Origin of the sequence: Paraplanobispora takensis (assembly GCF_016863195.1) — a bacterium.
In the GTDB taxonomy this organism is placed as follows: domain Bacteria; phylum Actinomycetota; class Actinomycetes; order Streptosporangiales; family Streptosporangiaceae; genus Planobispora; species Planobispora takensis.
Window position 1 is genome coordinate 108,656 of sequence record NZ_BOOK01000008.1, and the last position, 24,152, is coordinate 132,807.

The window sequence follows — 24,152 nt, forward strand, 5'->3', positions numbered from 1 at the left end:
CGGAACCGGGCGAATAGATTAACGCGGCTCATCATGACAGGCGGTTCCCCCCTTGTTAGCTTGACACGATGCTGAGCCGAGGAAGGCTGTCGTGCCAGGCCTGCGGGGCCGTAGACGACACCCGGCCGGACGTCCCCGGGCGGGACTGCGCGCCGCGTGCGATCCCGCCGCGGACGTTCGCCGCGGCGCTGCCCCTGACCCGCGCCCTCACGCTGCGCGAACGTGCCATCTTCGAACTGCTCGGGCACGGCTACGACAACCGGTCCATCTCCCGCGCGCTGGAGATCAGCGAACGCACGGTCAAGCGCCATGTCACGGCGATCCTCGGCAAGCTGAACCTGCAGTCCCGCCTGCAGGCCGGGCTCGTCGCGCTGATCGTCTCCACCTGGCCGGCGGAGAGCGCGGCCTGGCCCGAAGGTCTTATGGACCCGCAGTTCGATTTCCAGTGACATTTAACCTTCAATCTTCTATTTCGGAGCGAAGCATGACTTTCGATGCGCTCGCCGAACTACGCCGTGCCGGCAACCCGGTGGACCTGCTCTCCGACGGGCAGCGCGCGGTTCTCGCCCGGCTCACCGAGCCCGAGGTACGGGTCCTGATATCCGTCAAGGAACGACTGGACGCGGCCTCCGACAGCGAGGTGGAGGGGCACGTGTCGGTCAAGGTCGTGTGAGGTGGGCCCGGCTCGCGCGCTCCCCGGCGAGGCGGGGCCCGCCGTGCCGAGGCTCGGGATCCTCGGTCCCCTGCGGGTGCTGGGAGAGGGCCTCCCGCTGGATCTCGGGCCGCGCAAGCAGCGGCTCGTACTGGCGGCCCTGCTCTGCAACGCCAACGCGCCGGTGCCGGTCGAGGCGCTCATCGACGCGCTGTGGGAGGACGGTCCGCCCCGGACGGCCAGGAAGAACCTGCAGGTCTACGTGTCCGCGCTGCGCGGCCTGCTCGGCGCCACGCCGGCCGGGCCCCGCATCGTCCACGACATGGGCGGCTACGTGCTGACGGCCGATGAGACGGAGCTGGACTGGCTGCGGTTCGAGAGGAAGGCACGCGAGGGCCGGCGGCTCCGCCGCGGCGATCCGGCCGGCGGGCCGTACGGCGCGGTCGAGACGTACGGCGCGGTCGAGACGTACGGCGCGGTCGAGACGTACGGCGCGGTCGAGGCGCACGGCGCGGTCGAGACGTACGTCGCGGGCGGCGAGCCGGACGGCGGCGCGGCGCGGGCCCTGCGCGAGGCGCTCGCCCTGTGGCGCGGGCCCGCACTGGAGGGCATGCGCGACGTCGGGCTCATCGACCGGGCCGCGCAGCGGCTGGACAACGGCTTTCTCGCCGTCTTCGAGGACTGGGCGGAGCTGGAGCTGGCCCGGGGCGCCTCGCCGGACGTGGCCGAGCGGATCGCCGCGGTGGCGCAGCGGCACCCCGTCCGCGAGCGGCTGCGCATGACCCAGATGATCGCGCTGAGCCAGCTCGGCCGGCGCACCGAGGCGCTGGCCGTCTTCGACGAGCTGCGCCGCTCGCTGGCCGACGAGTTCGGCCTGACCCCCGGCCCGGCACTGGCCGGGCTGCACCGGTCGCTGCTCGACGACCACGAGTCACGGGCGCGCCTGACGGCGCCGCGCCCGGCCGTGGCCCATCTGCTGCCCCGGGAGGCGCACGCCTTCTCCGGACGCGAGGACCAGCGGCGCACGCTGGTGGACGCGCTGGCCCACGCGGGCGAGCGGCTCATCGTGGTCGCGGGACCGGTCGGGGTCGGGAAGACGGCCCTGGCGGTCTCCGCCGCCCACCGGCTGCGCGAGCATTTCCCGCACGGGTGCCATTTCGTGCGGCTCCGCCGGGAGGACGGCACGCCCCGGCCACCGGCCCAGATCGTGTCCCAGCTCCTGTGGTCGGCGGGCATCCCGGGCGCGGTCGATCCGGCGGATCCGGCGGAGACGCACGCGGCCTGGCAGCGCTGGCTCGCCGGGCACCGGGCGCTGGTCGTGCTCGACGACGCGCGCCGCGAGCCGGAGATCCGGCCGCTGCTGCCGGACGCCGGGGACAGCGCCGTGATCGTCACCGCCCGGACGAGGCTGGCGGGGCTCGGCTGCTGCCACCGGGCGACCCTGCCGGCGTTCAGCAGCGCCGAGGCGCTCGGCCTGCTCCGGCGGATCGTCGGCCGGCACCGGGTCGACGGCGACGAGCTGTCCGCCCGGCGCATCGTGACCGCGGTGGGCCTGCTGCCGCTGGCCGTGCGGGTGGCCGGTGAGAGGCTGGCCCTGTTCGACCACGTGCCGCTGCGGGACTTCCTGCGGCGCCTCGAAGGCGCCCGGAGCCCGCTCGACGAGCTGGCGGTCGGCGATGTGTCCGTCCGGGCCCGGCTGGCCGAGGCGGTGGCCGACCTCCCGCCGCCGGACGGCTGCGCCCTGCGGCGCCTGGGCGCCCTCCCACAGGGCCGCTTCACCGTGCACGAGGCCGCCGAGGCGCTGGAGGCCGGGGAGGAGGCGGCCCTGCGCGCGCTGGAGTCCCTGCTGGAGGCCGGCGTCGTCGCGGTGCCGTACGCCGATCCGCAGGCCGGGACGGCCCTCTACGAGATGCCGGTCCTCATCCACGCCTACGCGCGGGAGCTCGCGGAAGGGGAGGGACCGTCACCTCATCCGGGGGAGACCGGGGTTTCGCAGGGGACCGGGGCCTCGCCGGCACCCGGGAGCGGGACCGGCCTCCCCGCGGCCACGGCCTGAACGATGTCGGCCGCCCGCCCGCCGCCGTCGGCCGCCGCGAGCCGGCGGCCGATCTCCGCGGCCCGGGCCCTCCTGCCGCGGTCCCGCCACACGGACACCAGGACCTCGACGGGATCGCGGTCCAGGTCGTCCGGCACGCCGGCGGCGACGCCCGCGCGCACGCACGCCCCGGCCAGCAGCGGCTGCTCGGAGCCGGCCGGTGACACGCCCAGCGGACGGCCGCGCAGCAGTGCGTTCAGCACGGGCGCCGAGGTCCCGCTGGTGAGCACCAGCCCGGCCCGCTCGATCAGCGGCCCCATCCACGGCTCGCGCACGACCACGAGATCGGCGCCCGGGGCGGGCTGCGGATCCCGCGAGCGACCCAGCTCCACGACGGCCTGGAAGGGCCCGCCGGTGAAGGCGGCGTTCAGCCGCGGCCACGGGCTCGTGCCGCCGAAGATCCGGCCGAGGTGGACGTAGACGACGGGCTTGCCCACCCGCGCCAGGCGGTCCAGGATCCGGGCGAGCCCGTCCGGATCGGGAGCGGGCTCCCACGAGCACGGCCCCACGTGGTGCGCCCGCTCGGGCAGCACCGCGCCGGGGAACTCCAGGACGGGGTCGCCCCGCAGCAGCAGCGCGGCCCCGAGCAGCGGGTGTCCGCCGTCGCGCGGCGCCAGCCCCAGCCGCTCCCGGGAGCGGCGATAGGCGGCGAGCATCTCCCGCGATCTCCACAGCCGCGCGGCCGGCAGCGCGGGCTCCGCGCCGCCGCCCGACCGGTACTCCCACAGGTGCGCCGCGAGCCCGGCCACCACCACGGGCAGGTCGAGCCGCTCGCCCGCCAGCAGCGCCCCGTGGCACAGCACCGACGTCAGCAGCAGGCCGGCGCCCACTTCGCGGGCCGCCCGCAGGATCGCGTGATGCTGGCCCGTCTCCTCCCGCATCCAGCGCGCGACGCTGAACGCGGCGGGCCGCGCGCCGTAGTCCCGCGCGGCCAGGAAGGGGAGACCGGCCCCGGTCACCGGGGCCCGGGCCGCACCGCCGCCCAGGACGTGCACGTCGGCTCCCCGGCGGCGCAGCTCACTGCCGATCGCGATCGCGGGGTACAGATAGCCGGGGTCGCTCAGCGGGCAGAGCAGGACCTTCATATCCTCAGCCCGAGGTGCGCGGCCAGGAACGCCAGACAGTCGGCCTGCAGGGCGACCGTCCGGGAGAGCGCCCGCTCGCCGTGGCCAACGTCCCGTTCGTGCCGGAGCAGCACGGGCCCGGGTCCCGGCGAGGCGTGCTGCAGCGCGGCGCACATCTTGCGCGCGTGCAGGGGGTCCACCCGGGTGTCGGTCTCCGCGACGGTGAAGAGCACGGGGGGATACGCCGTCCCGGCGCGCACGTGGTGATAGGGGGAGTAGGCCAGCAGCGTCCGCAGCCCGCCCGCCTCGTCCGCGCTGCCGTACTCGGGCCGCCAGCTCGGGCCGAGCCCGTGCAGCTCGTAGCGGGCCATGTCCAGCAGCGGGGACATGCACACCGCGGCCGCGTACTTCTCCGGGTGCTGTGTGATCGCGGCGCCCACCAGGAGCCCGCCGTTGGATCCGCCCATGATCCCGAGCCGGTCGCGGCCCGTCCACCCGGCCTCGACGAGATGGTCGGCGGCGGCGGCGAAGTCGTCGAAGACGTTCTGCTTGTGCGCGCCGCGGCCGGCGTGATGCCACTCCTCGCCCTCCTCCCCTCCGCCGCGCAGGCACGCCACCGCCCAGACACCGCCCGCCCGCACCCACGCCAGCGCCTCGGGCGAGTACGCGGGCACGACCGGGGCGCCGAACCCGCCGTAACCGGTGAGGACGGCCGGTCGCGGGCGGTCCGGGCGGCCCTCGGGGGACAGGACGAACATCCGGACCGTGGTTCCGTCGGCGGACCGGAACGCCACGTGGCGGGTGCGCGCGCCCGCGGTGACGACCGCGGAGGGGCGGCGGCGCCACGGCCGGGTCACCCCCGTCCGCCCGTCGTAGTGCAGGACCGTCCACGGCGTGAGGTGGTCGGAGTAGGAGAACCACGCCTCGTGGCCTCCCTCACGGCTCACCACGAGACCTCCGGCCGATCCGGCGCCCGGCAGGGGCACCGTGCCGACCTGTGTCCCGTCGGTCAGATCGTGGACGGTGATCTCGCTGACGGCGTGCCGTACCCACGAGGCGAGTCCCAGCGGGCGCGGCAGCCGCGCGCCGGTGAGCACGGCGAAGTCCGTGAGCACCGATCCCGGACGCTCGGCGATCAGCTCCCGCCACCCGCCGCCGGCGGTCGAGGGGGTCGCGGTCATGACGCGCCCGTACGGCGCGCCTCGCGTGGTCCTCAGCCAGATCGCAGACCCGGCGCCGGCACCCGGGGGGATGCACAGCCTGGTGTGCCCGCGCACCCCCTCCTGCACCGGGCGCAGCGCGGGCGCGTGCCAGGGGCCGGCGGTCAGGTCCGCCAGCCAGACCTCGGTGTCCCGGTCGGTGCCCTGGGTCGCGACGACGCTGAGCCAGCGCCCGTCGGCGGTGAGGCTCACCGTGTAGAACTGGGCCCCGTCCCGGCCCTCCCCGAAGATCATGATGTCCTCGTCGGGGTGGGATCCGACCCGGTGCAGGAAGACCCGGCGGTGATAGCGCTCCTCGCCCGGGTGCGGCCCGGGGGGCAGCCGCCGCACATAGTAGAAGTGCGTGCCGCCGGGCAGCCAGGCGACGGCCGAACGCCGGACCCGGTCGATCGGCCCGTCCAGCACGCGCCCGGTGGCGGTGTCCATGACCCACAGCCGGGACTCCTCCGTGCCGTTGGAGGAGAGCTGGTAGGCCAGCAGGTCCCCCTCGACGGAGGGACGCCAGGTGTCCAGCACCGTCAGCCCCGCCGGGTCCAGCTCCGCGGGGTCGACCAGCGGGCGGTCCCGCCCGTGCGAGGCGACCATGAGCCTCGGGTGCTCCCCGCCGGCGGGCCGCCGGGAGAAGAAGCTCCTCCCGCCGCGCGTCACGGGAGGGGAGTGGAGGTCCACGGCGTGCAGGGAGGCCAGCCTCCTGTGCCAGCGCTCGGCCCGCCACGCCGGGCGGCTGGCGGCGTAGAGCTCCTCCTGGGCGCTCAGCCAGGCGCCCGTGCGGGGGTCGGCGCCGTCCTCCAGCCACCGGTACGGGTCCCGGACGGCCAGGCCGTGCCGCTCCTCGACGAGAGCCAGGCGTTCGGCGTCCGGATACCGGGGCGTGCCGCCGCCCGCCGTGTCACTCCTCATGGTCATCTCTCATGGTCGTCTCTCATGCCGGGTCTCCGGTCCGGTCCGCGGGTCCCGTACGTCGTGCGCGAGCACGTCGGGCTCCGCGGTCTCCGCGGGCTCTAAGGTCTCCGCGGGCTCTGATGTCTCCGCGGGTTCCGCCGCCCGGCCCGCCTCGATCAGGGAGGGGATCGCGACGAGGGTGGCCGCCAGGCACAGTCCCGCGAACACCAGCCAGACGGTCGTGCCGCCGAACCACGCCACCATGACCCCGGCCAGCAGCGGGCCGGCGAAGGCCAGGCTGGTGCTGATGAGGCCCTGCGCCGCGATGACCCGCCCGTACATGCTTCGGGGGGACCGCTCCGCGACGAGCTGGAACAGCATCACCGAGGCCGAGGGCCCGAGCGCGGCCATGAAGGTGAGGCAGGCGCCCATGACCCAGGGGGACTGGGAGAGCGACAGGATCCCGAAGGAGCCCGCCCACAGCAGGCCGACGGCCGGATAGAGGCGTACCGGTCCCAGCTTCATGACCCGCGTGACGACCAGTGATCCGGCCACCACGCCGCATCCGGTACAGGCCATCACGATCCCGATCACGCCGCTCGGCACGCCCTGCCCGCTCATCACGAGCACCGCCGCCAGTCCCGACGCGGCCCCGACCAGGTTGAGCACCGCGCAGAACGCGGTGAGGCCGAGGACGCCGCGATGGGCCGCGAGCCAGCGCAGGCCGGCGGTGACCCGCCGATCCTCGCCGGCGGGCTCGTCCTCCCCCCGCCCACGCTCCCCCGGACGCGCCGACACCCCCAGGAGAAGCACGCCCGACACGGCGTAGGAGACCGTGTCGACGACGAAGGGCAGGAACGGATCCACCGCGTACAGCGCGCCTCCCAGCATCGGGCCGACGAGCGCGGCGATCCCGAATATCCGCTGGCTCTGGCTCATCGCGAGGGCGAACTGCGCCGGCGGCACGACCACGCGGACGAACACCATGGCCGCGCTGCCGAAGATCGCGGTCGCGACGCCCTCGACCAGGGCCACCGCCACCAGCTGGGGGAAGGTCAGGTGGCCGAGCGCCGCCGCCAGGGGGATGGAGCCGACGGCCGCGAGCCGTACCGCGTCCATGGCCAGCATCAGCCGTTTCTGGTCGAACCGATCGGCCAGATGCCCCGCGGGGAGCTTGGAGAGCGTGCCGACGACGACCGCGCAGGTCCCCAGCAGCCCCGCCTTGACGGCACTCTCGCCCATGCCGAGTACGAGGAGGGGGAAGGCCAGGCCCGACATGTGGCTGCCGAGCAGGGAGACCGCCCGGGAGACGCGGTAGTTGCGGTAGTCGCGGTCGCGCCACAGGCTGATCGAGCCGGCCGCACCGGTCATGGCCGCAACCGTCCGGTCTCGGCGAGATAGTCGAGGAACGCGGCGTCGGCGGCGTCGTTGAACGCCGCCACCGCCCGATCGTCATCGGAGTAGTGGTTCTTGTCGTCGCACGAGACCCAGATGTCCTCGGTCTGCTCGGAGGGCAGATAGCCGTCCACGACGCTCCCGACCTGCCAGCCGGGTTTGCCGGCCGTCTCCCAGCAGCTGGACAGGGTCCCGTCCGCGTTGACCACGGCGCCGTACAGGCCGTTCGCGTGCGAACACGTCCCGCAGGGCAGATGGGCGCGCGGACGGCTCACGGTGAAGCCGAGTTCGAGCGCGTGCCGCCGCCATCGGAAGAACCGCTCCGCGAGGTCGGCGGTGTGCCGCATCTCGTTGGCGTAACCGATCCCCACGTCGCCGACCCAGGCGAACTGCATGGCGCACCTGGACGGGTCGAGCCTGTCGGCCAGGGTGTCGAGCAGGGCGTCGATCCCCGCGTAGTTGAGATGGGAGACGTTGACGCGCAGCGCCCACCCCAGAGGCGTCGTCTCCGACACCCTCGTGATGTTGCGGATGATGCCCTCGAAGGTGCCGCCGCCCGAGCGGCGCACCCGGATGGCGTCATGCGTGGCCGCGTCCCCGTCGAAGGTGATCTGCACCGAACGGAGGCCGAGCCCGGCCAGCTGCCCGGCCAGCAGGGGGGTGAGCAGGGTGCCGTTGGAGATCATCGACGCCGACACGAGCCCGTAGTCGGCCGCGCGGGCGAGCAGTTCCCGGCAGCCGCGCGGATTGAGCAGCGGCTCGCCGCCGAAGAGCAGGACGTGGAGCGCCTGCAGCCCGGCCGCGGCCATCCGGCGCCGGGTGAACTCCAAAACGCCGGTGATGGTCTCGGAGGTCAGCCGGGCATGGGAGATCCGGGGCGGCCGGTTGCCGCCCGTCGGGTCCTGCTCGACGTTCTGGAAGCAGTAACCGCAGCCCAGGTTGCAGTCGGTGCTGGTGAGCACGGTCAGCGAGTAGATCTTCGGTGGGCTCGTACGGAACAGGCCCATCTCCGCCAACCGGCGCGTCGCCGACGGAGTCGGCGTCCCCGCGGGGGTGAGGTGCCCGGCACGAAGCCGGGCCACCCCGCCGGGGCCCAAGAACCACCAGTTGTCCTTTCCTCGGATGATCCGTTCGCGAGGAACATGGCTGATCCTGTGCCCACTCATTTCAATACGCCTCGATGCCTAGTCGTCTTTTTCCGGTCCGCTCACGAATCCGCGTAGTAGAGGGCGCACTGGCCGGAGAACCACAGACAGGGGTCCTCCTCCTCTTCGGCGTCGTGCGCGACCACGTCGATGCTCTCGTCGTTCTCCTGCGGCGTCTCTTCGTTTTGCCGCTTCTCGGGGTCAGACATTTTCTGTCCTTTCTTGTTGCGGTGGTACCACCGTAGGAGAGGACGGTATGGCGGCGGTTTCCCGCCGGTTCGACAGCGGTATGTCCGCTGCTCATCGCCTGTTGACCGGATTCTTCTGGCCCAAAGGGTGTATGGACGGCTGCGTTTCCGGCACCGACACTGTCGTCATGGATATGGCTGGACCAGGGCGATGAATTGCATTTCCTGCGGCACCCCGTTGAACGGCGGCAGCCGATTCTGCGCGATGTGCGGAACGCCGGTCGGATCCGGGGGCCCGTCGCGGGAGGCGCGGAAAACCGTCACCAGCCTGTTCATCGACATCGTCGGTTCCACCGAACTCGCGGAACGGCTCGATCCCGAACCGCTGCGCGAGCTGCTGGACCGCTATTTCGCGGCGTGCGTGTCCGCCGTCGGCGAGTACGGCGGAGAGGTGGAGAAGTTCATCGGCGACGCCGTCATGGCGGTCTTCGGCGCGTCCGTGACCCGGGAGGACGACGCCGTGCGCGCGGTACGGGCCGCCGCGGGCGCACTCGGCGCACTCGGCGCGCTCAACGCCGACGTCACCGCGAGCCACGGTGTGCGGCTGGAGGCCCGGTGCGGCCTGTGCACGGGCGAGGTCATGGTGATCACCGCGCCGGACGGCGGCTTCCGAGTCGTCGGGGACGCGGTCAACACCGCGAGCAGGCTCCAGGGCGCCGCCCGGCCGGGTGAGATCCTCATCGGCGAGCGGACCGCGGCCGTCGTGCGGGGGCACGTGGGCGTCGAGCCCGTGCCGCGGATGCGGCTCAAGGGCAAGGCCGCCGCCGTACCCGCGTGGCGCGTCACCGACCCCGCGGCGGGCGAACGCGACGGGCCGGGGACGCCGGGCGCGCCGCTGGTCGGACGCGACGACGAGCTCCACGAGCTCGGGCACGGCCTGCGGCGGGTGAGGGATCGCGGGCAGGTGTGCCTGGTCACCGTCCTGGGTGCGCCCGGGATCGGCAAGACCCGCCTGGTCGGGGAGTTCCTCGCCACGCTCGCCGACGGCGCGGCCGTCGTCCTGCGGGGGAGATGCTCCGCCTACGGCCGGGGCGTCACCTACGCGCCCCTGGCGGGCATGCTCCACGAGAACTGGGCCGGACTCGCCGGACCGGTCTCCTCCGGCTCCGAGGCCGGCGCGCGGGCGGTCCGCACCCTCGAGGCCGTCATGGCCGCCGGTGAACCGGCGGGTGTCGAGGAGATCTCCTGGGCCGTCAGATACCTCCTTGAGGAGCTCGGCGGGGAACGGCCGGTGATCATGGTCTGGGACGACCTCCACCGGGCCGAGGAAACCCTCCTGGACCTGATCGACGACATCGCGACCTGGCTGCTCGACGTGCCCGTGCTGCTGCTGTGCGTCGCCCGCACCGAACTGCTGGAGATCCGCCCGGCCTGGGGCGGGGGCAAGCCGTGCGCCTCGACGCTCGAACTGGGACCCCTGACCCGCGAGGAGAGCGCCAGGCTGGTCGGCGAGCTGGCCGCGCACGCCGAGGTGCAGTCTCACGAGCACCGGGACGCCCGCGAACGGATCGCGGTCGAATGCGAGGGCAATCCGCTCTTCGCCGAGCTGATGCTGGACCTGTTCGCCGACACCGCGCCCGGCCCCGTCGGCACCGCGCCCGTCTCCATCGGCACCGCCCCCGGCGCGCGGATCCCGCCCACCGTCCACGCGCTGCTCAGCGCCCGCCTGGACCAGCTCCCGGACGACGAGCGGCGGCTGGTGGAGATGGCCGCGGTGGCCGGTCGCGACTTCTCCCACGACACGCTGCGGGCCATGGCCGGCGACGAAGGCGCCGACGTCGCGGCGCCGGAGGTGGTGAACAGGCTCCTCCGGCGGCGGATCGTCCAGCGCGTCGACCGGGAGAACCTCCGGTTCCGGCAGTCGCTGCTCCGCGACACCGCCTACGCGCAGACCCCCAAGGCCCACCGCCGGCGCAGGCACCTGTTCCTCGCCCGCGGGCTGGGGCGGGACGGGGAGGGCCGCCTGGCCTTCGCCTGCCACGTGGAGGCCGCCTGCCACCTGCAGCGCGACCTCCTGCCCGGCGACACGCGGCTGCCCGACCTGGCCCCGCACGCCGCCGGCGTGCTGATCGAGGAGGGCGAGCGGGCGCTGCGGCGCAAGGACCTCCCGGCCGCCGCGGCCCTGCTGGAACGCGGGCGCGCACTCCTGGGCGCCGGAGACCCCCGCCGCCTGGCCGTCGCGCTGCACATCTGCGACGCCTGGCTGGGGATGCAGGACGCGGAGCGGTGCCTCGCCGTCCTGGCGGCGGAGGAGTCCGCGGGCGGGGACGGCCGCCGCACGCGGATCACGTGCGCCATCCAGCGCTGCGTGGTCGCGCTCCGGCTCGGGCTGGCCCCGCCGGAGGCGGTGCGGGCCGACGCCGACCGGCTCGCCGCCGAGCTGCGCGAGGAGGCGGACGACGACCTGATCTGGTGCAGGTACCACCAGCTCCGGGCCTACCTGCACCTCACGGGGGAGAGCGCGGGCGCCGACGCGTCCCTGCGCCACGCGCTCGCCAGGGCCCGCGCCATGCGGGACCGCTACGAGGAGGACCGGCTGCTCTGCGCGATCTGCGAGGTCGCCAAGTGGACGCCGGGCCGTCTCGGCGAGGGACTGGAGCTGTGCGCCGCGCTGTCGGCGCGGTTCGCCGCCAACCGGGCGCTCCTGGTGCCGGTGCTCGTGACCCGGGCGTACCTGACGGCGCTGGCGGGCCGGATCGGCGACGCCCGCCGTACCCTGGGCGCCGCCCGCGAGCACGCGGGCGACCTCCACCTCGACCTGGCGGACGCCGCGGTGCTGGAGATGTCCGGCGTCGTGGAGTCGCTGGCCGGCGCCCACGACCGGGCCGAGGAGCTCTTCCGGCGGGCGGCGGCGGCCCTGCGGGCGGCGCCGCGTGCCCCGGACGCCGACACGGCGGAGGCCGCCGCCGCCCGGGAGCTCTTCCACCGGGGCAGGACCGGCGAGGCCGCCGCGGCCCTGGACCGGCTGGTACGGCGCGCCGCCGGTCCGGGCCTGCGCACGCGCATCGCCGTCGCCTCGCTCCGGGGCCGGATCGCCTCGGCGTACGGGCGCCACGACGAGGCCGTCGCGATGGTCGCCGAGGCCCGCGAGCTGAGCGGGCCGGTCGACGACCCGTGTCTGGCCGGGGACGTGCTCTTCGACGCCGCCGTCGTGCTGCGGGCGGCCGGCCGGTCCGGCGAGTCGGCGGACGCCGCGCGCCGCGCGGCCGGGCGTTACGCGGCGAAGGGCGCCACCCTGCTGGTCTCCCGGGTCGAGAGGTGGGTCGATGGCGGTGCCTGAACCGATGGGGGCGAGAGGTGAACCGGTGGGGGCGACGGACGGATCGATGAGGGCGAGAGGTGGACCGGCGGTGGCGGCCGACGTGCCTCCCTGGCGACGCCCGCCGCGCAACCACTTTCCCGGCGTGCCCGCCTGGGGCGCGCCCACCGCCGAGCGGGCGCACGAACGCTTCGACGTGACCCCGCTGACCCGGGTGACCCCCGAGTGGGCCTGGGGCGGCGCCGACGGTTCCGGTCTGCGCGTGTGCGTGCTCGACAGCGGTGTCGACGGCGCCCATCCCCGGGTGGGCGGGCTCGAGGGCGCGTTCGAGGTCGTACGGGGAGCGCGGGGGGAGCTCTCGGTGACCGAGGCGGAGCCGTACGACCTCGCCGGTCACGGTACGGCGTGCGCCGGCGTGATCAGGTCGATCGCCCCCGGCGTCTCCCTCACCTCGCTCCGGGTCCTCACCGAGGGCAGGAGCGGCACCGGGGAGATCCTGCTCGCCGGGCTGGAGTGGGCCATCGAGCAGGGCTACGACGTCATCAACATGAGTCTGTCGACGACGAAGGCACAGTTCCGCCCCGCCCTGCACGAGCTGGCCGACCGCGCCTACTTCCGCCGCTGCGTGCTGGTCGCGTCCGCGCACAACATGCCGGTGCGGAGTTTCCCCTGGCTGTTCTCCTCGGTCATCTCCGTCGCCAGCCATGACGAGGCCGACCCGATGACCTTCTACTACAACCCGTCGCCGCCGGTGGAGTTCTACGCCCGCGGCCTCCGGGTCCGGGTGGCCTGGCCGGGCGGCGGGGAGATCCTGAGCACCGGCAACAGCTTCGCCACCCCGCACATCACCGGCATCTGCTCTCTCATCCTGAGCAAGCACCGGTCGCTGACCCCCTTCCAGCTCAAGTCCGTGCTTTACCTGGCCTCCAAGAACGTGGCCGGGAGAGAGGGAGACACCAGTGTCTGACACATCGGAGGCGAACGGGCCGGTGGAGCCGGACCTCACGCAGCGCCGGCTGCTGCAGTCCATCGTGGAGGTGGCCTGCCGCGTCTTCGGCGCCGCGGCGGCCTCGGTCTTCCTCCTGGACCACCGGACGGGCGAGCTGGTCTTCGAGGCGGTCGCGGGCGAGGGCGAGGAGGTGCTCGTCGGCACGCGTTTCCCCGGCGGCACCGGCATCGCCGGGTGGGTGGCCACGTGCGGCCAGCCGCTCCTGGTCGACGACGTGCGCGAGAGCGAGCGGTTCGCCCGCGGCGCCGCCGAGTCGACCGGCTACGTGCCGCGCAGCATCATGGCCGCGCCGCTGATCAAGGACGGGGAGTGCATCGGGGTCGTCGAGGTGCTGGACCGCGGCCTGCGCCCGCGCGGCGACCTGGGTGACGTCGACCTGCTCGCATTGCTGGCCACCGAGGTCGCCCTCGCGCTGGAACTGCTCGTGCGGCTGCGGTGGGGCGGCGACGCCCGGCCGGGGCCGGCGGCGGCCGACGGCGAGGACCTGGCCCTGCTGCACCGGGTGGCGGAACGGCTGGGCGGGGCCGGCCCGGCCGCGGCGACCGTGCGCAAGCTGCTGGCCACCGCCGACGAACTCCTGGCGGCCGAGGAGATCTCCCTTGCCTCCCCCTAACGCCGCGGCGTTCCTCGGCCAGCTGTCGGCGCCCCGCCACGTGCTCGACCTGCGGCCGCCGGCGGGGCCCGCCGGGCCCCGGGCGCAACCTCCCCCCGGACCCCGGACCCGGCCTCCCGGCGACCGCGCGCCCTCGCCCGCCGTCCTGCTCGTCAGCCGCTGCGGGGACGGCGAGTTCCGCGCCGTGGCCGAGTTGCTCGGCAGGGTGGGGGTGCAGGTCGTACGGCTCGACGCCGACGGGGTCGACGGCGCCGACCTCCTGGTGGACCCGCTGCGGGGGATCGTGCGCGTGAACGGCCGCCGGGTGCGGCCCACCGTGGTGTGGCCGCGGCACTTCTCGGCCGGTGCCATCGAGGGCACCGGGGAACCCGCGCGCGACCTCTTCCTGCGTGAGTCCTGGGAGTCGGTGGCCGACCAGCTCTGCGAGGTCGCGGCAGTCGGCCTGCGGCCTCCCCGCCTGCGGACGCTGGCGCAGCTGCGCCTGGCCGCGTCGTTCGGCGTCGCGGTGCCGGCGACGCTGATCACCACCGACCCCGGACGGGCGGGGGAGGAGCTCCGCGGCACCCGGCTGGTGATCAAGGCGGCGCACCGGCACTTCGTGGAAGCGGCGCCCGGGACGCTGACCGGCGTGTTCCCGGCGATCGTGGCCCGCGGCGGCCCGGCCCCCGCGGCCCGGCCCGGTCCGCCGGTCGTCGTGCAGGAGTACGTCGAGCACGACGCCGAGCTGCGCGTCCACTACGTGGCGGGGGAGCTGTACGGCTTCCGGGTCGTCAAGACCGCGCCGGAGGACCTGTGGGTGCGCGAGGACCGGGTCTCCGTCCACGTCACCGACCCGCCGCCCGGCGTCGTCCGCGCCGTCCGGGCGCTGGCGGGGGCGCTGGCGCTGCGCTGCTGCGCCTTCGACTTCCTGATGCGGGACGGCGAACCGGTCTTCCTCGAGATGGACCCCGACGGGGACTGGCGCTGGATCGAGACGAAGGCCGGCACGACCGCCGTCACCATGGCCGTGGCCCGCATGCTGTGCGGCCTGCACCGCGCGCACCTGCCCGCCGCGGCCCCCTCCCCGTCCGGAGGCTTCGACCTGCTGGCCTTCCTGAGCGGCCGGAAGTGACCGGCCGGAAGTGACCGGCCTGAAGTGATCAGCCGGAAGTGACCGGCCTGAAGTGATCGGCCTCTCCTCCATCCGCCGGGCCTCGTGCGGCGAATTCCGCGTGGTGTGTTCCGGGCGGGGTGTTCCGGGTGGTGTGTTCCGGGCGGTGGGTGAGGAGACTTCGGATGTGGCCCTTCGAGGGACGCCGGGCGGAGTTGTCGCAGATCCGCTCCGCTTTCGCCGGGTCCGAGACGGACGTCGTGCTGCTCAGCGGGCCGGCCGGGATCGGCAAGACCCGCCTGGCCCGGGAGGCCGTGGGCGGCCTGGACCGGGCGCACCCCCTGTGGATCACGGCCACCCGGGCCGCCGCCGCCATCCCGTTCGGCGCGGTCGCCCCGCTCCTGCCGGACGGGACCGGGTCCGACGGCTCCGTGGAGGTGATCCGGGCGACCGCGCGGAGCATGGGCCGCCGGGGCGGCGGGAGCCGTACGGTGATCGTCGTCGACGACGCGCACCTGCTCGACGACGCCTCCGCCACGCTGGTCGCGCACCTCGCCGCGCACCGGCTCGCCTTCCTCGTCCTGACGGCGCCGGCGGACGCGCAGGTCTCCGACGCGCCCGCCCGGCTGGTGACCGACGGCCGAGGCGTCCGGATCGAGGTGCCCCCGCTGCCGCAGGAGATCATCGACAGGCTGATCGACCGGGCGCGCGCCGACGGCCTGGACGCCCCCGCCCGGCGGCGGCTGCACCGGCTGGCGCACGGCAACCCGCTGGCCCTGCGCGAGCTGCTGTACGGCGGGCAGCTGGGCGGCCTCACCGAACTGATCACCTCGAGACTGACCCGGCTCGACCCGGAGAGCCTGCGGGTGGCCGAGCTGGTGGCCTGCGGCGAGCCGCTGGCGCTGGCACTGCTGGAGCGCGTGGTGGGGCTCGCCGCGGTGACCCGGGCCGAGGACGGCGGTGTCATCGTGGTGGAACGCTCGGGCGACCGCCGTCAGGCGCGTTTCGGCCATCCGCTCTACGGCGAGGTGCTGAGGTCCCGGCTGACGGTCACCCGGGCCACGCGCGCCTATCGGGCGCTGGCGCGGGCGCTGCTGTCCACTCCGCTGCGACGGCGCCACGACACGCTGCAGGCCGCCGTCTGGCAGGTCGAGGGCGGCGCCGTCAGCCGGCCCGACCTCCTGCCCGCGGGAGTACGGCTGGCGATCGCGCACGCCGATCTCCAGCTCGCCGAGCGCCTGGCCCGCGCCGGGTGCGCGGCGCGGCCCGGACGGCAGGCCGACCGGCTGCTGGCCGAGATCCTCGCCCTGCAGGGACGCACCGAGGACGCCGCCGAGGTCCTGCCCGCCTCACCGGCGGCCGAGGCCGGCGACGAGATGGCCTGGGCCGTCACCCGGGCCAAGACCGTCTACTGGGGCACCGGCGACATCGAGGCGGCGCTGGCCGTACTGGACGACTGGGAAGACCACCCCACGGCGCGGGCGTCGAGGTCCTGGCTGCTGTGCTTCGACGGCCGCTGCGCCGAGGCCGCCCGCCTCGCCCGCGATGTCCTGAACGACCCCGCGGCCGAGCCGAGGGCCGTCATGTGGGCCGCCGCGACGGCCTCGAGCGCCGCCGGATTCCTCGGGCGCGCCGAGGAGACCGGTCCCGCGCGCGACCGCGGTCTCACGGTCGCCGCCGCGAACACCGACACGATGCCGTGGGGCCCGTTCGAGGTGAACGTCGGCGCGTTCCTGGGCCTGCTGGCCGGCGGGCGCCCGGCGGAGGCGCAGGATCTCGCCGCGGCCGAGTACCGGTCGGCGGCCGACGCCGGAGCCGCCATGATGCTCGCCTGCTGGGCGCTGCTCGGCGGGTTCGCGGCCACGGCCCGCGGCCACCTCCACGACGCGCACCGGCTGCTCGCCGAGGCGCACGCCGGGTTCGCGGTCAACGACACCGTACGGCTGGCCCGCTGCTGCCAGGCCGCCCGCGCCGCCGTCGGTGCCATGCGCGGCGACGCGGAGGCGGGCCTGCTCGTCGCCGACGCCGACGCCCGCGCGCATCCCTCCAACAGGATCTTCACGCCGTGGATCGAGACGTGGCGGGCCTGGACGGCCTACGCCCGCGGCGACGTGGCCGGAGCGATCGCCGCGGCGCGGCGCGGCGCCGGGCTGGCCCGCCGGGCCGGATACCCGGCCGTCGAGGCGCTGGCCCTCTACGACGTCGCGCGCCTGGGCGGCCGGCCGGATCCGGTCCGGCTGGACGGCATCGACCACGACCTGGCCGGGATCGCCGGGCGCGCCGTCCGGGCGATGGGCGCATCCGACGGGGCCGCGGACCTGGAGGCGGCGGCCGGGCGGTTCCGGGCGCTCGGCTACGACCTGCACGCCGCCGAGGCCTACACCGTCGCGGGACACCGCCACCGGGGCAACGCGCGCGTGGCGCGGGCCGAGATCGCCGAGGCGCACGCGCAGGAACTGCGCGCCGCCTTTCCCGGCGCCCGTACCCCGCTGCTGCAGGCGACCCGCCTGGTCACCGTGCTCAGCCCCCGCGAACGCGAGGTGCTCCTGCTGGCCGCCCACCACACCAGCGCCGAGATCGCCTCCCGGCTGGGCCTGGCCGTGGCCACCGTCAACAACAACCTCGCCCGCGCCTACACCAAGCTGGGGATCTCCGGCCGCTCCCAGCTCCGGTCCCTGCTCCGCACGCCCGCAAGCGAAGCGTTCCCCGCGGGTGAGACGGCGTGAGCCGGACAAGGCGCGGACGGGCGTGACCGCCCGGCGGGGCGCCGGATCGGCCGGGCCCGTCACGCCCCGCCGCCATGCCTCGCCATCAGGCTTGCCACCGCGCCTTGCCGTCACGCCCTGCCGTCACGGCCTGTCCTCGTGCCACCCCTCGCCGTTGAAGACGGCCAGTTCCCGCCGGATGTCCTCGTCGTCGGGGGCCAGTTCCAGCGCCCTGGCCAGGTCGGCCGCGGCCTCCCGGCCCCGGCCCGCCGCGCGCAGCGCCATCGCCCGGTTGAACAGCAGCGCCGCGTCCGCGCCCGACTCCAGGGCGCGGGTGAAGTCGCCGACCGCGCCCTCGGGGTCGCCGCTCTCGAAGGACAGCACGCCCCGGCCGGCCCAGGCCGCGCTCAGCGAGGGGGAACGCTCCAGCGCCCGGTCGAAGGCCTCCCGCGCCCCGGCGTGGTCGCCCTCGGCCGTCTTGACCTGGCCCAGCGCGCACAGCAGGTAGGGATGGCCGGGCTCCAGCGCGAGCCCGGCCTCGGTGTCCGCGCGGGCCCTGCCGAGCTCGCCGAGCGAGACCAGCAGTCCCGCGCGGTTGGCCAGCGCGTCGACGAACTCGGGGTCCAGCTCCAGGGCGTGGTCCAGGTCGGCGAGCGCACCGGTATGGTCGCCGGAGGAGAAGCGGATCTCGGCCCGGTTGTAGTACGGCTCGGGGAAGGGCGGGCCCACCCGCATCGCCGTCTCGTAGTCGGCCGCGGCCTCCCGCGCCCGGCCGAGCCGGTACAGCAGGTTGCCCCGGTCGATGTAGTAGTCGGGATATCCGGGGTCGGCGGCGATCACCTTGTCCAGGTCCTCCAGCGCCTCCTCCGGACGGCCCAGCATGATGGCCAGCTGCGCCCGGTTGGCCAGCAGCACCAGCCGGTGGATCGGGTGCTCGTCCGGCCGCAGCCCCTGCTCGGCCAGGTCCAGCGCCTGCTGGACGAGCTCCATGGCCTTTGCGGGACGGCCGCGCCGTACCTCGATCAGTGCCCGGCCGTTGAGGTCGAAGCCCAGCTTGAACGCCCGCTCACCCGGGTCGGGCAGCAGGGTGGAGATGGCGATCGCCTCGTTCACCCACGCCAGGGCCGTGCCCAGGTCGCGCCGGGTCGCGTCGTGATGGCGGACCTTCAACATGCCGGTGGAGTAGGCGGCGGCCGCGTGGGTGACGGGGGAAACGCTTTCCTGGCGGGCCCGGTCGAACAGCGCCTCCGCCTCGTCCTCCCGCTTCAGCGAGCCCAGGGCGGTCGCGGTGCTGTGCAGGAACCGCCACCACACCTCCGGCTCGGCCTCCGGGTCGACCAGCGGCAGCGCTCGCAGGCCCAGCTCCGCGACCGCGTGGTGGCACCCGGCGTCCAGGCACCACTCGACGGCGAACCTCAGGGACTCCACCGCCTTGCGTGGATCGGTGCCGTGCTCGCGGTGGTACGGCACCGCGCCGAGCCGGGGACCGATCGCGCCCTGCCGCTCCAGCTCGTCGGCGCGCTCGTCGTGCTCCTCGGGGGTGAGCCGGTCCGGGGGCGCGCCGCCCTCGCGGGTCACCACGGTGAGCAGCCCGGGATCGACCCGGCGGCGCAGCACCTCCAGCAGTTCGCGGTCGGTGGGGTCGGCCTCGGCGGTGTTCTCGACGACGAGCGCGCGCGGGCCGGTCCCGGTCAGGTGCTCGTGCAGGAACTCGGCCAGGCCGTTGGCGATGCGCAGCGTCCTGCGGGGCGCGTGCACCAGGATGCGCTCCGCTTTGGGAAGGTGGGCGGCCCTGGACTGACGCCGGGCGGGCACCACGTCGTGCAGGTCGGGGGCCACGGTACGCAGCTCGATGTCATAGCGGGCGACCAGTTCCGGCGGGGCCGAGGGCACCACGGCCGAGACGATCGCGCTCGCGGCGGTGTAGGGCCCGCACAGACGCCGGTCGGCGTCCACGGGGGGCAGGAGCAGAGGAGGAAGGAGGGGGTCCTCCGATGATTCCTCCGAGGGAATGGGTCCCCGGCTCACCGGATCTCCTCAGGTCTCGTCGCGGACCGGCGCCCTGCGCGGGCGCCGGTGCCACGTTCCGGTTCTCAGCCGACGTGCTTGGGGCTGGCGGCGCCAGTGAGGGCGACGGTACCGGGCTTGTGAACGATGACCTGCTTCATTGGTGCCTCTCTCCACGGTAAGAACAGTCGAAAGTATTCGCAGAACCTGCATGCGTTTACAAGATCTGCATCAGATAGTGGCCAGATGCGGACAAACTATAGACAAACAAAAGCGGATCATCATCTGTGAGCCGACCTTTCAGGAAGAAGGCTGTTGCTGGGTGATGCAGTGGATGCCGCCGCCGAGAGCGAAGATGGCACGGGCGTCCACTGATTCGATGCTACGTTCGGGAAACAGTTTGGAGAACGTCTCCGCCGCTTCGGCGTCCCGCGGATCGTCGAACGAACAGAGCAGGGCCAGGCCGTTGGCCAGATAGTGGTTGATGTAGGAATAGTCGACCAGCTCCCCGCCGGCCTCCCGGGTCTCCGGCGCGAGCAGCTCGACGACCTCCAGCGGGCGCCCCTTGGCGTCGGTCGAGGAGCGCAGGATCGCCAGGTTCTCCCGGGTGACCTCGTGGTCGGGGTGGGACGGGTCGGGCTGGACGTGGCACAGCACCAGGCCGGGCCGGGCGAAGGAGGCCAGCAGGTCCACGTGGCCGCTGGTGCCGTACCGGCCGTAGTCGGCGGTCAGGCCCCGCGGCAGCCAGATCACCTTGCGGACCCCGAGCCGGGCGCGCAGCTCCTCCTCCACCTGCTCCTTCGTCCAGCCGGGGTTGCGCTTCTCGCCCAGTTGCACGGTCTCGGTGACGATCACCGTTCCCTCGCCGTCGACGTGGATGCCGCCGCCCTCGTTGACCAGCCGCGAGCGGAACCGGCGCGCCCCCACCCGCTCCAGGACCGCCGCCGCCACCAGGTCGTCCTTGGCGTGGTCGTTCCAGCCCCAGCCGTTGAAGGTCCAGTCGACACCGGCCAGGCCGCCCCGGCCGTCCAGCAGGAAGGTCGGCCCGTTGTCGCGCATCCAGCAGTCGTCGAGCGGCTGCTCCACCACCTCGACGGCGGGGGCCAGCCAGCGGGCGGCGGACTCGCGCCCGCTGGGGTCGACGACCATGGTGACCGGCTCGTAGCGCACGATCGTGTTGGCCACCCGGGACCAGGCCCGGTAGGACGCCTCGGGGTCGGCCAGGGCGTATCCGGCCACCGGCCAGGACATCCAGGTGCGGGTGTGCGGGTGCCATTCCGGCGGCATGAAGAACATCTCTGACTCCGAGGTCGGGGGAGGGGGAGGGGTGAGGGGAGGGGCGTGCGGTCACAGGAAGTAGAGACGGCTCAGCGAGACCGACTCGGCGGGTTCGGAGCGGATCTCCTCGCCGTCGAGGGTCACCCGGCCGAGGGCGTCCACCTGGACCGAGCCCAGCCGGGAGTTGCGCACCATGTCCCGGGGGCCGATCCCGCGGGTGCCGCGCACGCCGACACGCCTCCTGCGGGTCGTCATGTGGTCGTCGCCCGAGGCGGCGGCGGCCTGGCTGACGAAGGCCACCGACAGGTCCGCGGCGGTCGCGCCGTGCGCGCCGAACTGCGGGCCCAGCACCAGCGGCTCGCAGCTGTCGGTGGAGGCGTTCGGGTCACCGGTCACGCCGTACGCGGGGAAGCCCGCCTTGAGCACGAGCTGCGGCTTGGCGCCGAAGTGGTCGGGGCGCCACAGCACGACGTCGGCGAGCTTGCCCGGCTCCAGCGAGCCGATCTCGTGGGCCAGGCCGTGCGCGATCGCCGGGTTGATCGTCAGCTTGGCCAGGTACCGCAGCACCCGCTCGTTGTCGTGGCGCCCCGCGCCGCCCATCTCGCCCTTCATCTTCCCGGCCATCGCGAACGTACGGCGGACCGTCTCGCCCGCCCGGCCCATGCCCTGGGCGTCGGAGGAGGTGATGCCGATGACCCCGAGGTCGTGCAGCACGTCCTCGGCGCCCATCGTGCCCGCCCGGATCCGGTCCTTGGCCAGAGCCGCGTCCCCGGGCAGCTCGGGCTTGAGCCCGTGCACCGCCACGATCATCCCGTGGTGCTCGCCCAGGGCGTCCCGGCCGAAGGGCAGGGTCGGGTTGGTGGAGGAGCCGATGACGTTGGCCACCCCGGCCAGCTTCAGCACGTTGGGCACGTGGCCGCCGCCGCAGCCCTCGATGTGGAAGGCGTGGATCGTCCGGCCCTCCAGCACGGCGAGGGTGTCCTCCACCGACAGGCACTCGTTGAGACCGTCGGTGTGCAGCGCCACCTGCACGTCGTGCTCCTCGGCCACCCGCAGCGCGGTGTCCAGCGCCCGGGTGTGGGCCCCCATGTCCTCGTGCACCTTGAAGCCGCTCGCGCCGCCCTCCACCAGGGCCTCGACGAGCGGGGCCGGATGCGAGGACGAGCCGCGCGCCAGGAAGCCGATGTTCACCGGCCAGGCGTCGAAGGCGTTGAACGCGTGCCGCAGCGCCCACGGCGAGTTCACCCCGACGCCCCAGACCGGCCCGAACTCCTGGCCGATGATCGTGGTGACGCCGGAGGCGAGCGAGGCCTCCATGATGCGCGGGCTGAGCAGGTGCACATGGGTGTCGATCGCCCCGGCCGTGGCGATCAGCCCCTCGCCGGAGACGATCGTGGTGCCGGTGCCGACCACCACGTCCACGCCGTCCAGGGTGTCGGGGTTGCCGGCCCGGCCGACGGCGTGGATGCGCCCCTCCCGGACGCCGATCGAGGCGGTCCGCACGCCCAGGACCGGGTCGAGGATCAGCACGTTGCTGATGACCAGGTCGCAGGTCTCCCGGATCGAGGCGGCCTTCAGGTGCAGGCCGTCGCGGGCGGTCTTGCCGAACCCGGCCAGGAACTCCTCACCGGGCTTCTGCGAGTCGTGCTCGACCTCGACCACGAGACCGGAGTCGCCGAGCCTGACCAGGTCGCCCTTGCGCGGGCCGTACACGCTCATGCCGTCTCCCCGGATCCGGCGGGCCCGCCGCCCGCGATCGTCCAGCCGCTCATGGACCGCCTCGCGGCCGTGTTCATCCGCCCGCTCACGCGTCGCTCCCCAGATATCCGCAGGCCCGCGCCTTCTCCATGGCCCGCTCGAACGCCCCCGGGGCGTCCAGCGGCCCGTCGACCAGCCCGGCGAACCCGATCGCGACCCGGGCGCCGCCGATCGGGACCAGCCGCACGGTACGGCTCTCGCCGGGGTCGAACCTGATCGTCGACCCCGCCGGGATCGCCAGCCTGCGCCCGTAGGCGGCGGCCCGGTCGAAGCGGAGCCGGGGGTTGACCTCGAAGAAGTGGAAGTGCGAGGTGACACTGATCGGCACGGTCGCGGTGTTGAACACCTCGACCGCGTTCCCGGCACCCGGCCCTTCGCCCGCGCCCCCGTCGAGCGGGACGGCACCGTGGTCCGCCGGCCCGGCACCACCCGGGAAGGCGAGGTCCACCGGCCCCGTGCCGTCAGGGAAGACGGGGTCCGCCGCGCCGTCGCCGTCCGCGTGGAGGGCGGTGCCGGCGCGGGTCGTGGCGCCCTCGTGGGCGGCGGTGCGGGGAGCGGGCTCGATCACGGCGCCGGGCGCCTCGGTGCCCAGGGAGCCGCCGCCGATCGGGCCGGTCACCACGGCCAGCCGGGTGCCGTCGTCGAAGACCGCCTCGACCATCACCTCGGTCACGATGTCGGCCACGCCGGGCAGCACGTCGTCCGGGCCGAGCACGGTCCGCCCGGCCGCGATCGCCTCGGCCAGCCGGGCGCCGTCCCGGGCGGCCTCGCAGACCGCGTCCGCGACCAGCGCGGTGGCCTCCGGCACGTTCAGCCGCAGTCCCCTCGCTCTCCTGGCCCGCGCCAGCTCGGCCGCGGTGAACAGCAGCAACCGGTCGCGTTCCGTCGGTGTCAGCCGCACGGCCACCCCTCGTTAGAACAGTCTTCAAAGTTAGAGCAGCATTCTAAACCGGTACGGTGTCACCTATGACTGCCGAGCTGGATCCCGCCGCCCCCCGGACCGCCGGGACGCGTCCCTCCGAGGACGGACCGGGGACGGCCACGGCGCAGGAGGCGAAGGAAACCCGGCCCCGGCCCGGGACAGCCGATGCGCGGCGGGTGGAAAAGGCCCGGCCCGGGTCCCGGACGGCGGGGTCCGCGGTCAGGCTGGAGCGCCCCGATGTACGGGCGCACGTCCTGCGGGCGGCGCTGCTCGCGATCGACGAGGTCGGGCCCGAGCGGGTGCGGGTCAGGGACATCGCCGAGCGGGCGGGCATGAGCAGCGGCCATGTCATGTACTACTTCGGCAAGCGGGACCGGATCCTGGTCTCGACGTTGCTGCTCAGCGAGGACGAGCTGGCCGAACGGCGCACCGCCGAGCTCGCGGGCGTCACCGACCCGCGCCGGGCGGTCGTCCGCTTCGCGCAGCTGTATCTCCCCGCGAGCGCCACGGACGTCCGATGGCGGCTGTGGGCCCAGGTCATCGCCCGGCCGCCGCAGGACGAGGAGACCCTGGCCAGGATCGCCGGATTCACCGGCACGTGGGTGCGGGAACTGGCCGGGATCCTGACCCGCGGGGTCGTCGCCGGGCTCCTGCGCCCGGTCGGCGACGCCGCGGAGCACGCCGGACGCGCCTGCCGCATCATGGACAGCCTCGCGAGCGACGTGCTGCTCGGCCTGCCCGGCTGCGACGCGGACTGGGCCCGCGACCAGGCGGTGCACGCGATCCTGGGCGAGCCGCCGCGCTGAGGTC

The 24,152-nt window shown here is 74.4% G+C and carries 18 protein-coding genes; 9 read left to right on the forward strand and 9 right to left on the reverse strand.

Features of this window, described 5'->3' with window-relative positions; genetic code table 11:
• Positions 1-68: 68 nt before the first annotated feature.
• Genes Pta02_RS07255 through Pta02_RS07265 form a run of 3 tightly spaced genes read left to right on the forward strand, consistent with a single transcriptional unit; the run spans position 69 to position 2,708 of the window.
• Entirely contained in the window at positions 69-449 is a 381-nt protein-coding gene (locus Pta02_RS07255) for a response regulator transcription factor (RefSeq protein WP_203873909.1), read from the forward strand.
• A 35-nt stretch (positions 450-484) separates the two neighbouring features.
• On the forward strand, positions 485-673 hold the full coding sequence (locus tag Pta02_RS07260) for an aroma-sacti cluster domain-containing protein (RefSeq protein ID WP_203873910.1): 189 nt from the start codon (positions 485-487) through the stop codon (positions 671-673).
• A gap of 1 nt (position 674) precedes the next feature.
• Complete coding sequence (locus Pta02_RS07265; protein WP_203873911.1) at positions 675-2,708, forward strand: AfsR/SARP family transcriptional regulator; 2,034 nt, start codon at positions 675-677, stop codon at positions 2,706-2,708.
• On the opposite strand, the gene Pta02_RS07270 is transcribed toward Pta02_RS07265, so the two are convergent.
• The 5 genes from Pta02_RS07270 to Pta02_RS07290 all read right to left on the reverse strand — a co-directional run bounded on the left by Pta02_RS07270 (position 2,621) and on the right by Pta02_RS07290 (position 8,662).
• The gene (locus tag Pta02_RS07270) at positions 2,621-3,832 is read right to left on the reverse strand and encodes a glycosyltransferase (RefSeq protein ID WP_203873912.1); all 1,212 of its coding nucleotides are present in this window, start codon (positions 3,830-3,832) and stop codon (positions 2,621-2,623) included. The two genes, Pta02_RS07265 and Pta02_RS07270, sit on opposite strands and share 88 nt — an antisense overlap.
• Positions 3,829-5,931: a prolyl oligopeptidase family serine peptidase gene (locus Pta02_RS07275; protein WP_203873913.1), complete on the reverse strand. Its 2,103-nt coding sequence runs from the start codon at positions 5,929-5,931 to the stop codon at positions 3,829-3,831. Before Pta02_RS07275 ends, Pta02_RS07270 begins: the two co-directional genes overlap by 4 nt.
• Before the next feature lie 9 nt (positions 5,932-5,940).
• The gene (locus Pta02_RS07280) at positions 5,941-7,284 is read right to left on the reverse strand and encodes an MFS transporter (protein WP_203873914.1); all 1,344 of its coding nucleotides are present in this window, start codon (positions 7,282-7,284) and stop codon (positions 5,941-5,943) included.
• Entirely contained in the window at positions 7,281-8,315 is a 1,035-nt protein-coding gene (locus Pta02_RS07285) for a radical SAM protein (protein WP_203873915.1), read from the reverse strand. The genes Pta02_RS07280 and Pta02_RS07285 overlap by 4 nt, the downstream gene beginning before the upstream one ends.
• A gap of 200 nt (positions 8,316-8,515) precedes the next feature.
• Positions 8,516-8,662 (reverse strand): hypothetical protein, encoded by a 147-nt coding sequence (locus tag Pta02_RS07290; protein WP_203873916.1) that lies wholly within the window; start codon positions 8,660-8,662, stop codon positions 8,516-8,518.
• A 244-nt stretch (positions 8,663-8,906) separates the two neighbouring features.
• Between Pta02_RS07290 and Pta02_RS07295 the strand changes: the two genes are divergently transcribed.
• From Pta02_RS07295 to Pta02_RS07315, 5 genes are all read left to right on the forward strand, one after another.
• Positions 8,907-11,981: an adenylate/guanylate cyclase domain-containing protein gene (locus Pta02_RS07295; protein ID WP_203873917.1), complete on the forward strand. Its 3,075-nt coding sequence runs from the start codon at positions 8,907-8,909 to the stop codon at positions 11,979-11,981.
• 70 nt (positions 11,982-12,051) lie between these two features.
• The gene (locus Pta02_RS07300) at positions 12,052-12,927 is read left to right on the forward strand and encodes a S8 family serine peptidase (RefSeq protein WP_203873918.1); all 876 of its coding nucleotides are present in this window, start codon (positions 12,052-12,054) and stop codon (positions 12,925-12,927) included.
• On the forward strand, positions 12,920-13,582 hold the full coding sequence (locus Pta02_RS07305; protein ID WP_203873919.1) for a GAF domain-containing protein: 663 nt from the start codon (positions 12,920-12,922) through the stop codon (positions 13,580-13,582). The genes Pta02_RS07300 and Pta02_RS07305 overlap by 8 nt, the downstream gene beginning before the upstream one ends.
• Positions 13,569-14,693 (forward strand): MvdC/MvdD family ATP grasp protein, encoded by a 1,125-nt coding sequence (locus tag Pta02_RS07310; RefSeq protein ID WP_203873920.1) that lies wholly within the window; start codon positions 13,569-13,571, stop codon positions 14,691-14,693. The genes Pta02_RS07305 and Pta02_RS07310 overlap by 14 nt, the downstream gene beginning before the upstream one ends.
• 164 nt (positions 14,694-14,857) lie before the next feature.
• Positions 14,858-17,398: an AAA family ATPase gene (locus Pta02_RS07315; RefSeq protein ID WP_203873921.1), complete on the forward strand. Its 2,541-nt coding sequence runs from the start codon at positions 14,858-14,860 to the stop codon at positions 17,396-17,398.
• 123 nt (positions 17,399-17,521) lie between these two features.
• On the opposite strand, the gene Pta02_RS07320 is transcribed toward Pta02_RS07315, so the two are convergent.
• The 4 genes from Pta02_RS07320 to ureA all read right to left on the reverse strand — a co-directional run bounded on the left by Pta02_RS07320 (position 17,522) and on the right by ureA (position 23,321).
• Complete coding sequence (locus Pta02_RS07320; protein WP_239129801.1) at positions 17,522-19,333, reverse strand: tetratricopeptide repeat protein; 1,812 nt, start codon at positions 19,331-19,333, stop codon at positions 17,522-17,524.
• A gap of 351 nt (positions 19,334-19,684) precedes the next feature.
• Positions 19,685-20,680, reverse strand: coding sequence for an agmatine deiminase family protein (locus tag Pta02_RS07325; protein WP_203873923.1), 996 nt, complete (start codon positions 20,678-20,680; stop codon positions 19,685-19,687).
• Between the two features lie 51 nt (positions 20,681-20,731).
• Positions 20,732-22,381 (reverse strand): urease subunit alpha, encoded by a 1,650-nt coding sequence (locus tag Pta02_RS07330; RefSeq protein WP_203873924.1) that lies wholly within the window; start codon positions 22,379-22,381, stop codon positions 20,732-20,734.
• Positions 22,382-22,466: 85 nt separating this feature from the next.
• On the reverse strand, positions 22,467-23,321 hold the full coding sequence (gene ureA, locus Pta02_RS07335; RefSeq protein ID WP_203873925.1) for an urease subunit gamma: 855 nt from the start codon (positions 23,319-23,321) through the stop codon (positions 22,467-22,469).
• A 65-nt stretch (positions 23,322-23,386) separates the two neighbouring features.
• Here ureA and Pta02_RS07340 point away from each other — a divergent pair, with 65 nt between their 5' ends.
• Positions 23,387-24,148 (forward strand): TetR/AcrR family transcriptional regulator, encoded by a 762-nt coding sequence (locus tag Pta02_RS07340; RefSeq protein WP_203873926.1) that lies wholly within the window; start codon positions 23,387-23,389, stop codon positions 24,146-24,148.
• The last annotated feature ends 4 nt before the right edge of the window (positions 24,149-24,152 follow it).

What these genes read in the sequence shown, in the direction of transcription:
- Pta02_RS07260 (WP_203873910.1), top strand. Translation starts at nt 485, where the DNA reads ATGACTTTCGATGCGCTCGCCGAACTACGCCGTGCCGGCAACCCGGTG.
- Pta02_RS07295 (WP_203873917.1), top strand. Translation starts at nt 8,907, where the DNA reads ATGTGCGGAACGCCGGTCGGATCCGGGGGCCCGTCGCGGGAGGCGCGG.
- Pta02_RS07255 (WP_203873909.1), top strand. Translation starts at nt 69, where the DNA reads ATGCTGAGCCGAGGAAGGCTGTCGTGCCAGGCCTGCGGGGCCGTAGAC.
- Pta02_RS07315 (WP_203873921.1), top strand. Translation starts at nt 14,858, where the DNA reads ATGTGGCCCTTCGAGGGACGCCGGGCGGAGTTGTCGCAGATCCGCTCC.
- Pta02_RS07270 (WP_203873912.1), bottom strand. Translation starts at nt 3,832, where the DNA reads ATGAAGGTCCTGCTCTGCCCGCTGAGCGACCCCGGCTATCTGTACCCC.
- Pta02_RS07330 (WP_203873924.1), bottom strand. Translation starts at nt 22,381, where the DNA reads ATGAGCGTGTACGGCCCGCGCAAGGGCGACCTGGTCAGGCTCGGCGAC.
- Pta02_RS07275 (WP_203873913.1), bottom strand. Translation starts at nt 5,931, where the DNA reads ATGAGGAGTGACACGGCGGGCGGCGGCACGCCCCGGTATCCGGACGCC.
- Pta02_RS07290 (WP_203873916.1), bottom strand. Translation starts at nt 8,662, where the DNA reads ATGTCTGACCCCGAGAAGCGGCAAAACGAAGAGACGCCGCAGGAGAAC.
- Pta02_RS07340 (WP_203873926.1), top strand. Translation starts at nt 23,387, where the DNA reads ATGACTGCCGAGCTGGATCCCGCCGCCCCCCGGACCGCCGGGACGCGT.
- Pta02_RS07280 (WP_203873914.1), bottom strand. Translation starts at nt 7,284, where the DNA reads ATGACCGGTGCGGCCGGCTCGATCAGCCTGTGGCGCGACCGCGACTAC.
- Pta02_RS07325 (WP_203873923.1), bottom strand. Translation starts at nt 20,680, where the DNA reads ATGTTCTTCATGCCGCCGGAATGGCACCCGCACACCCGCACCTGGATG.
- Pta02_RS07285 (WP_203873915.1), bottom strand. Translation starts at nt 8,315, where the DNA reads ATGGGCCTGTTCCGTACGAGCCCACCGAAGATCTACTCGCTGACCGTG.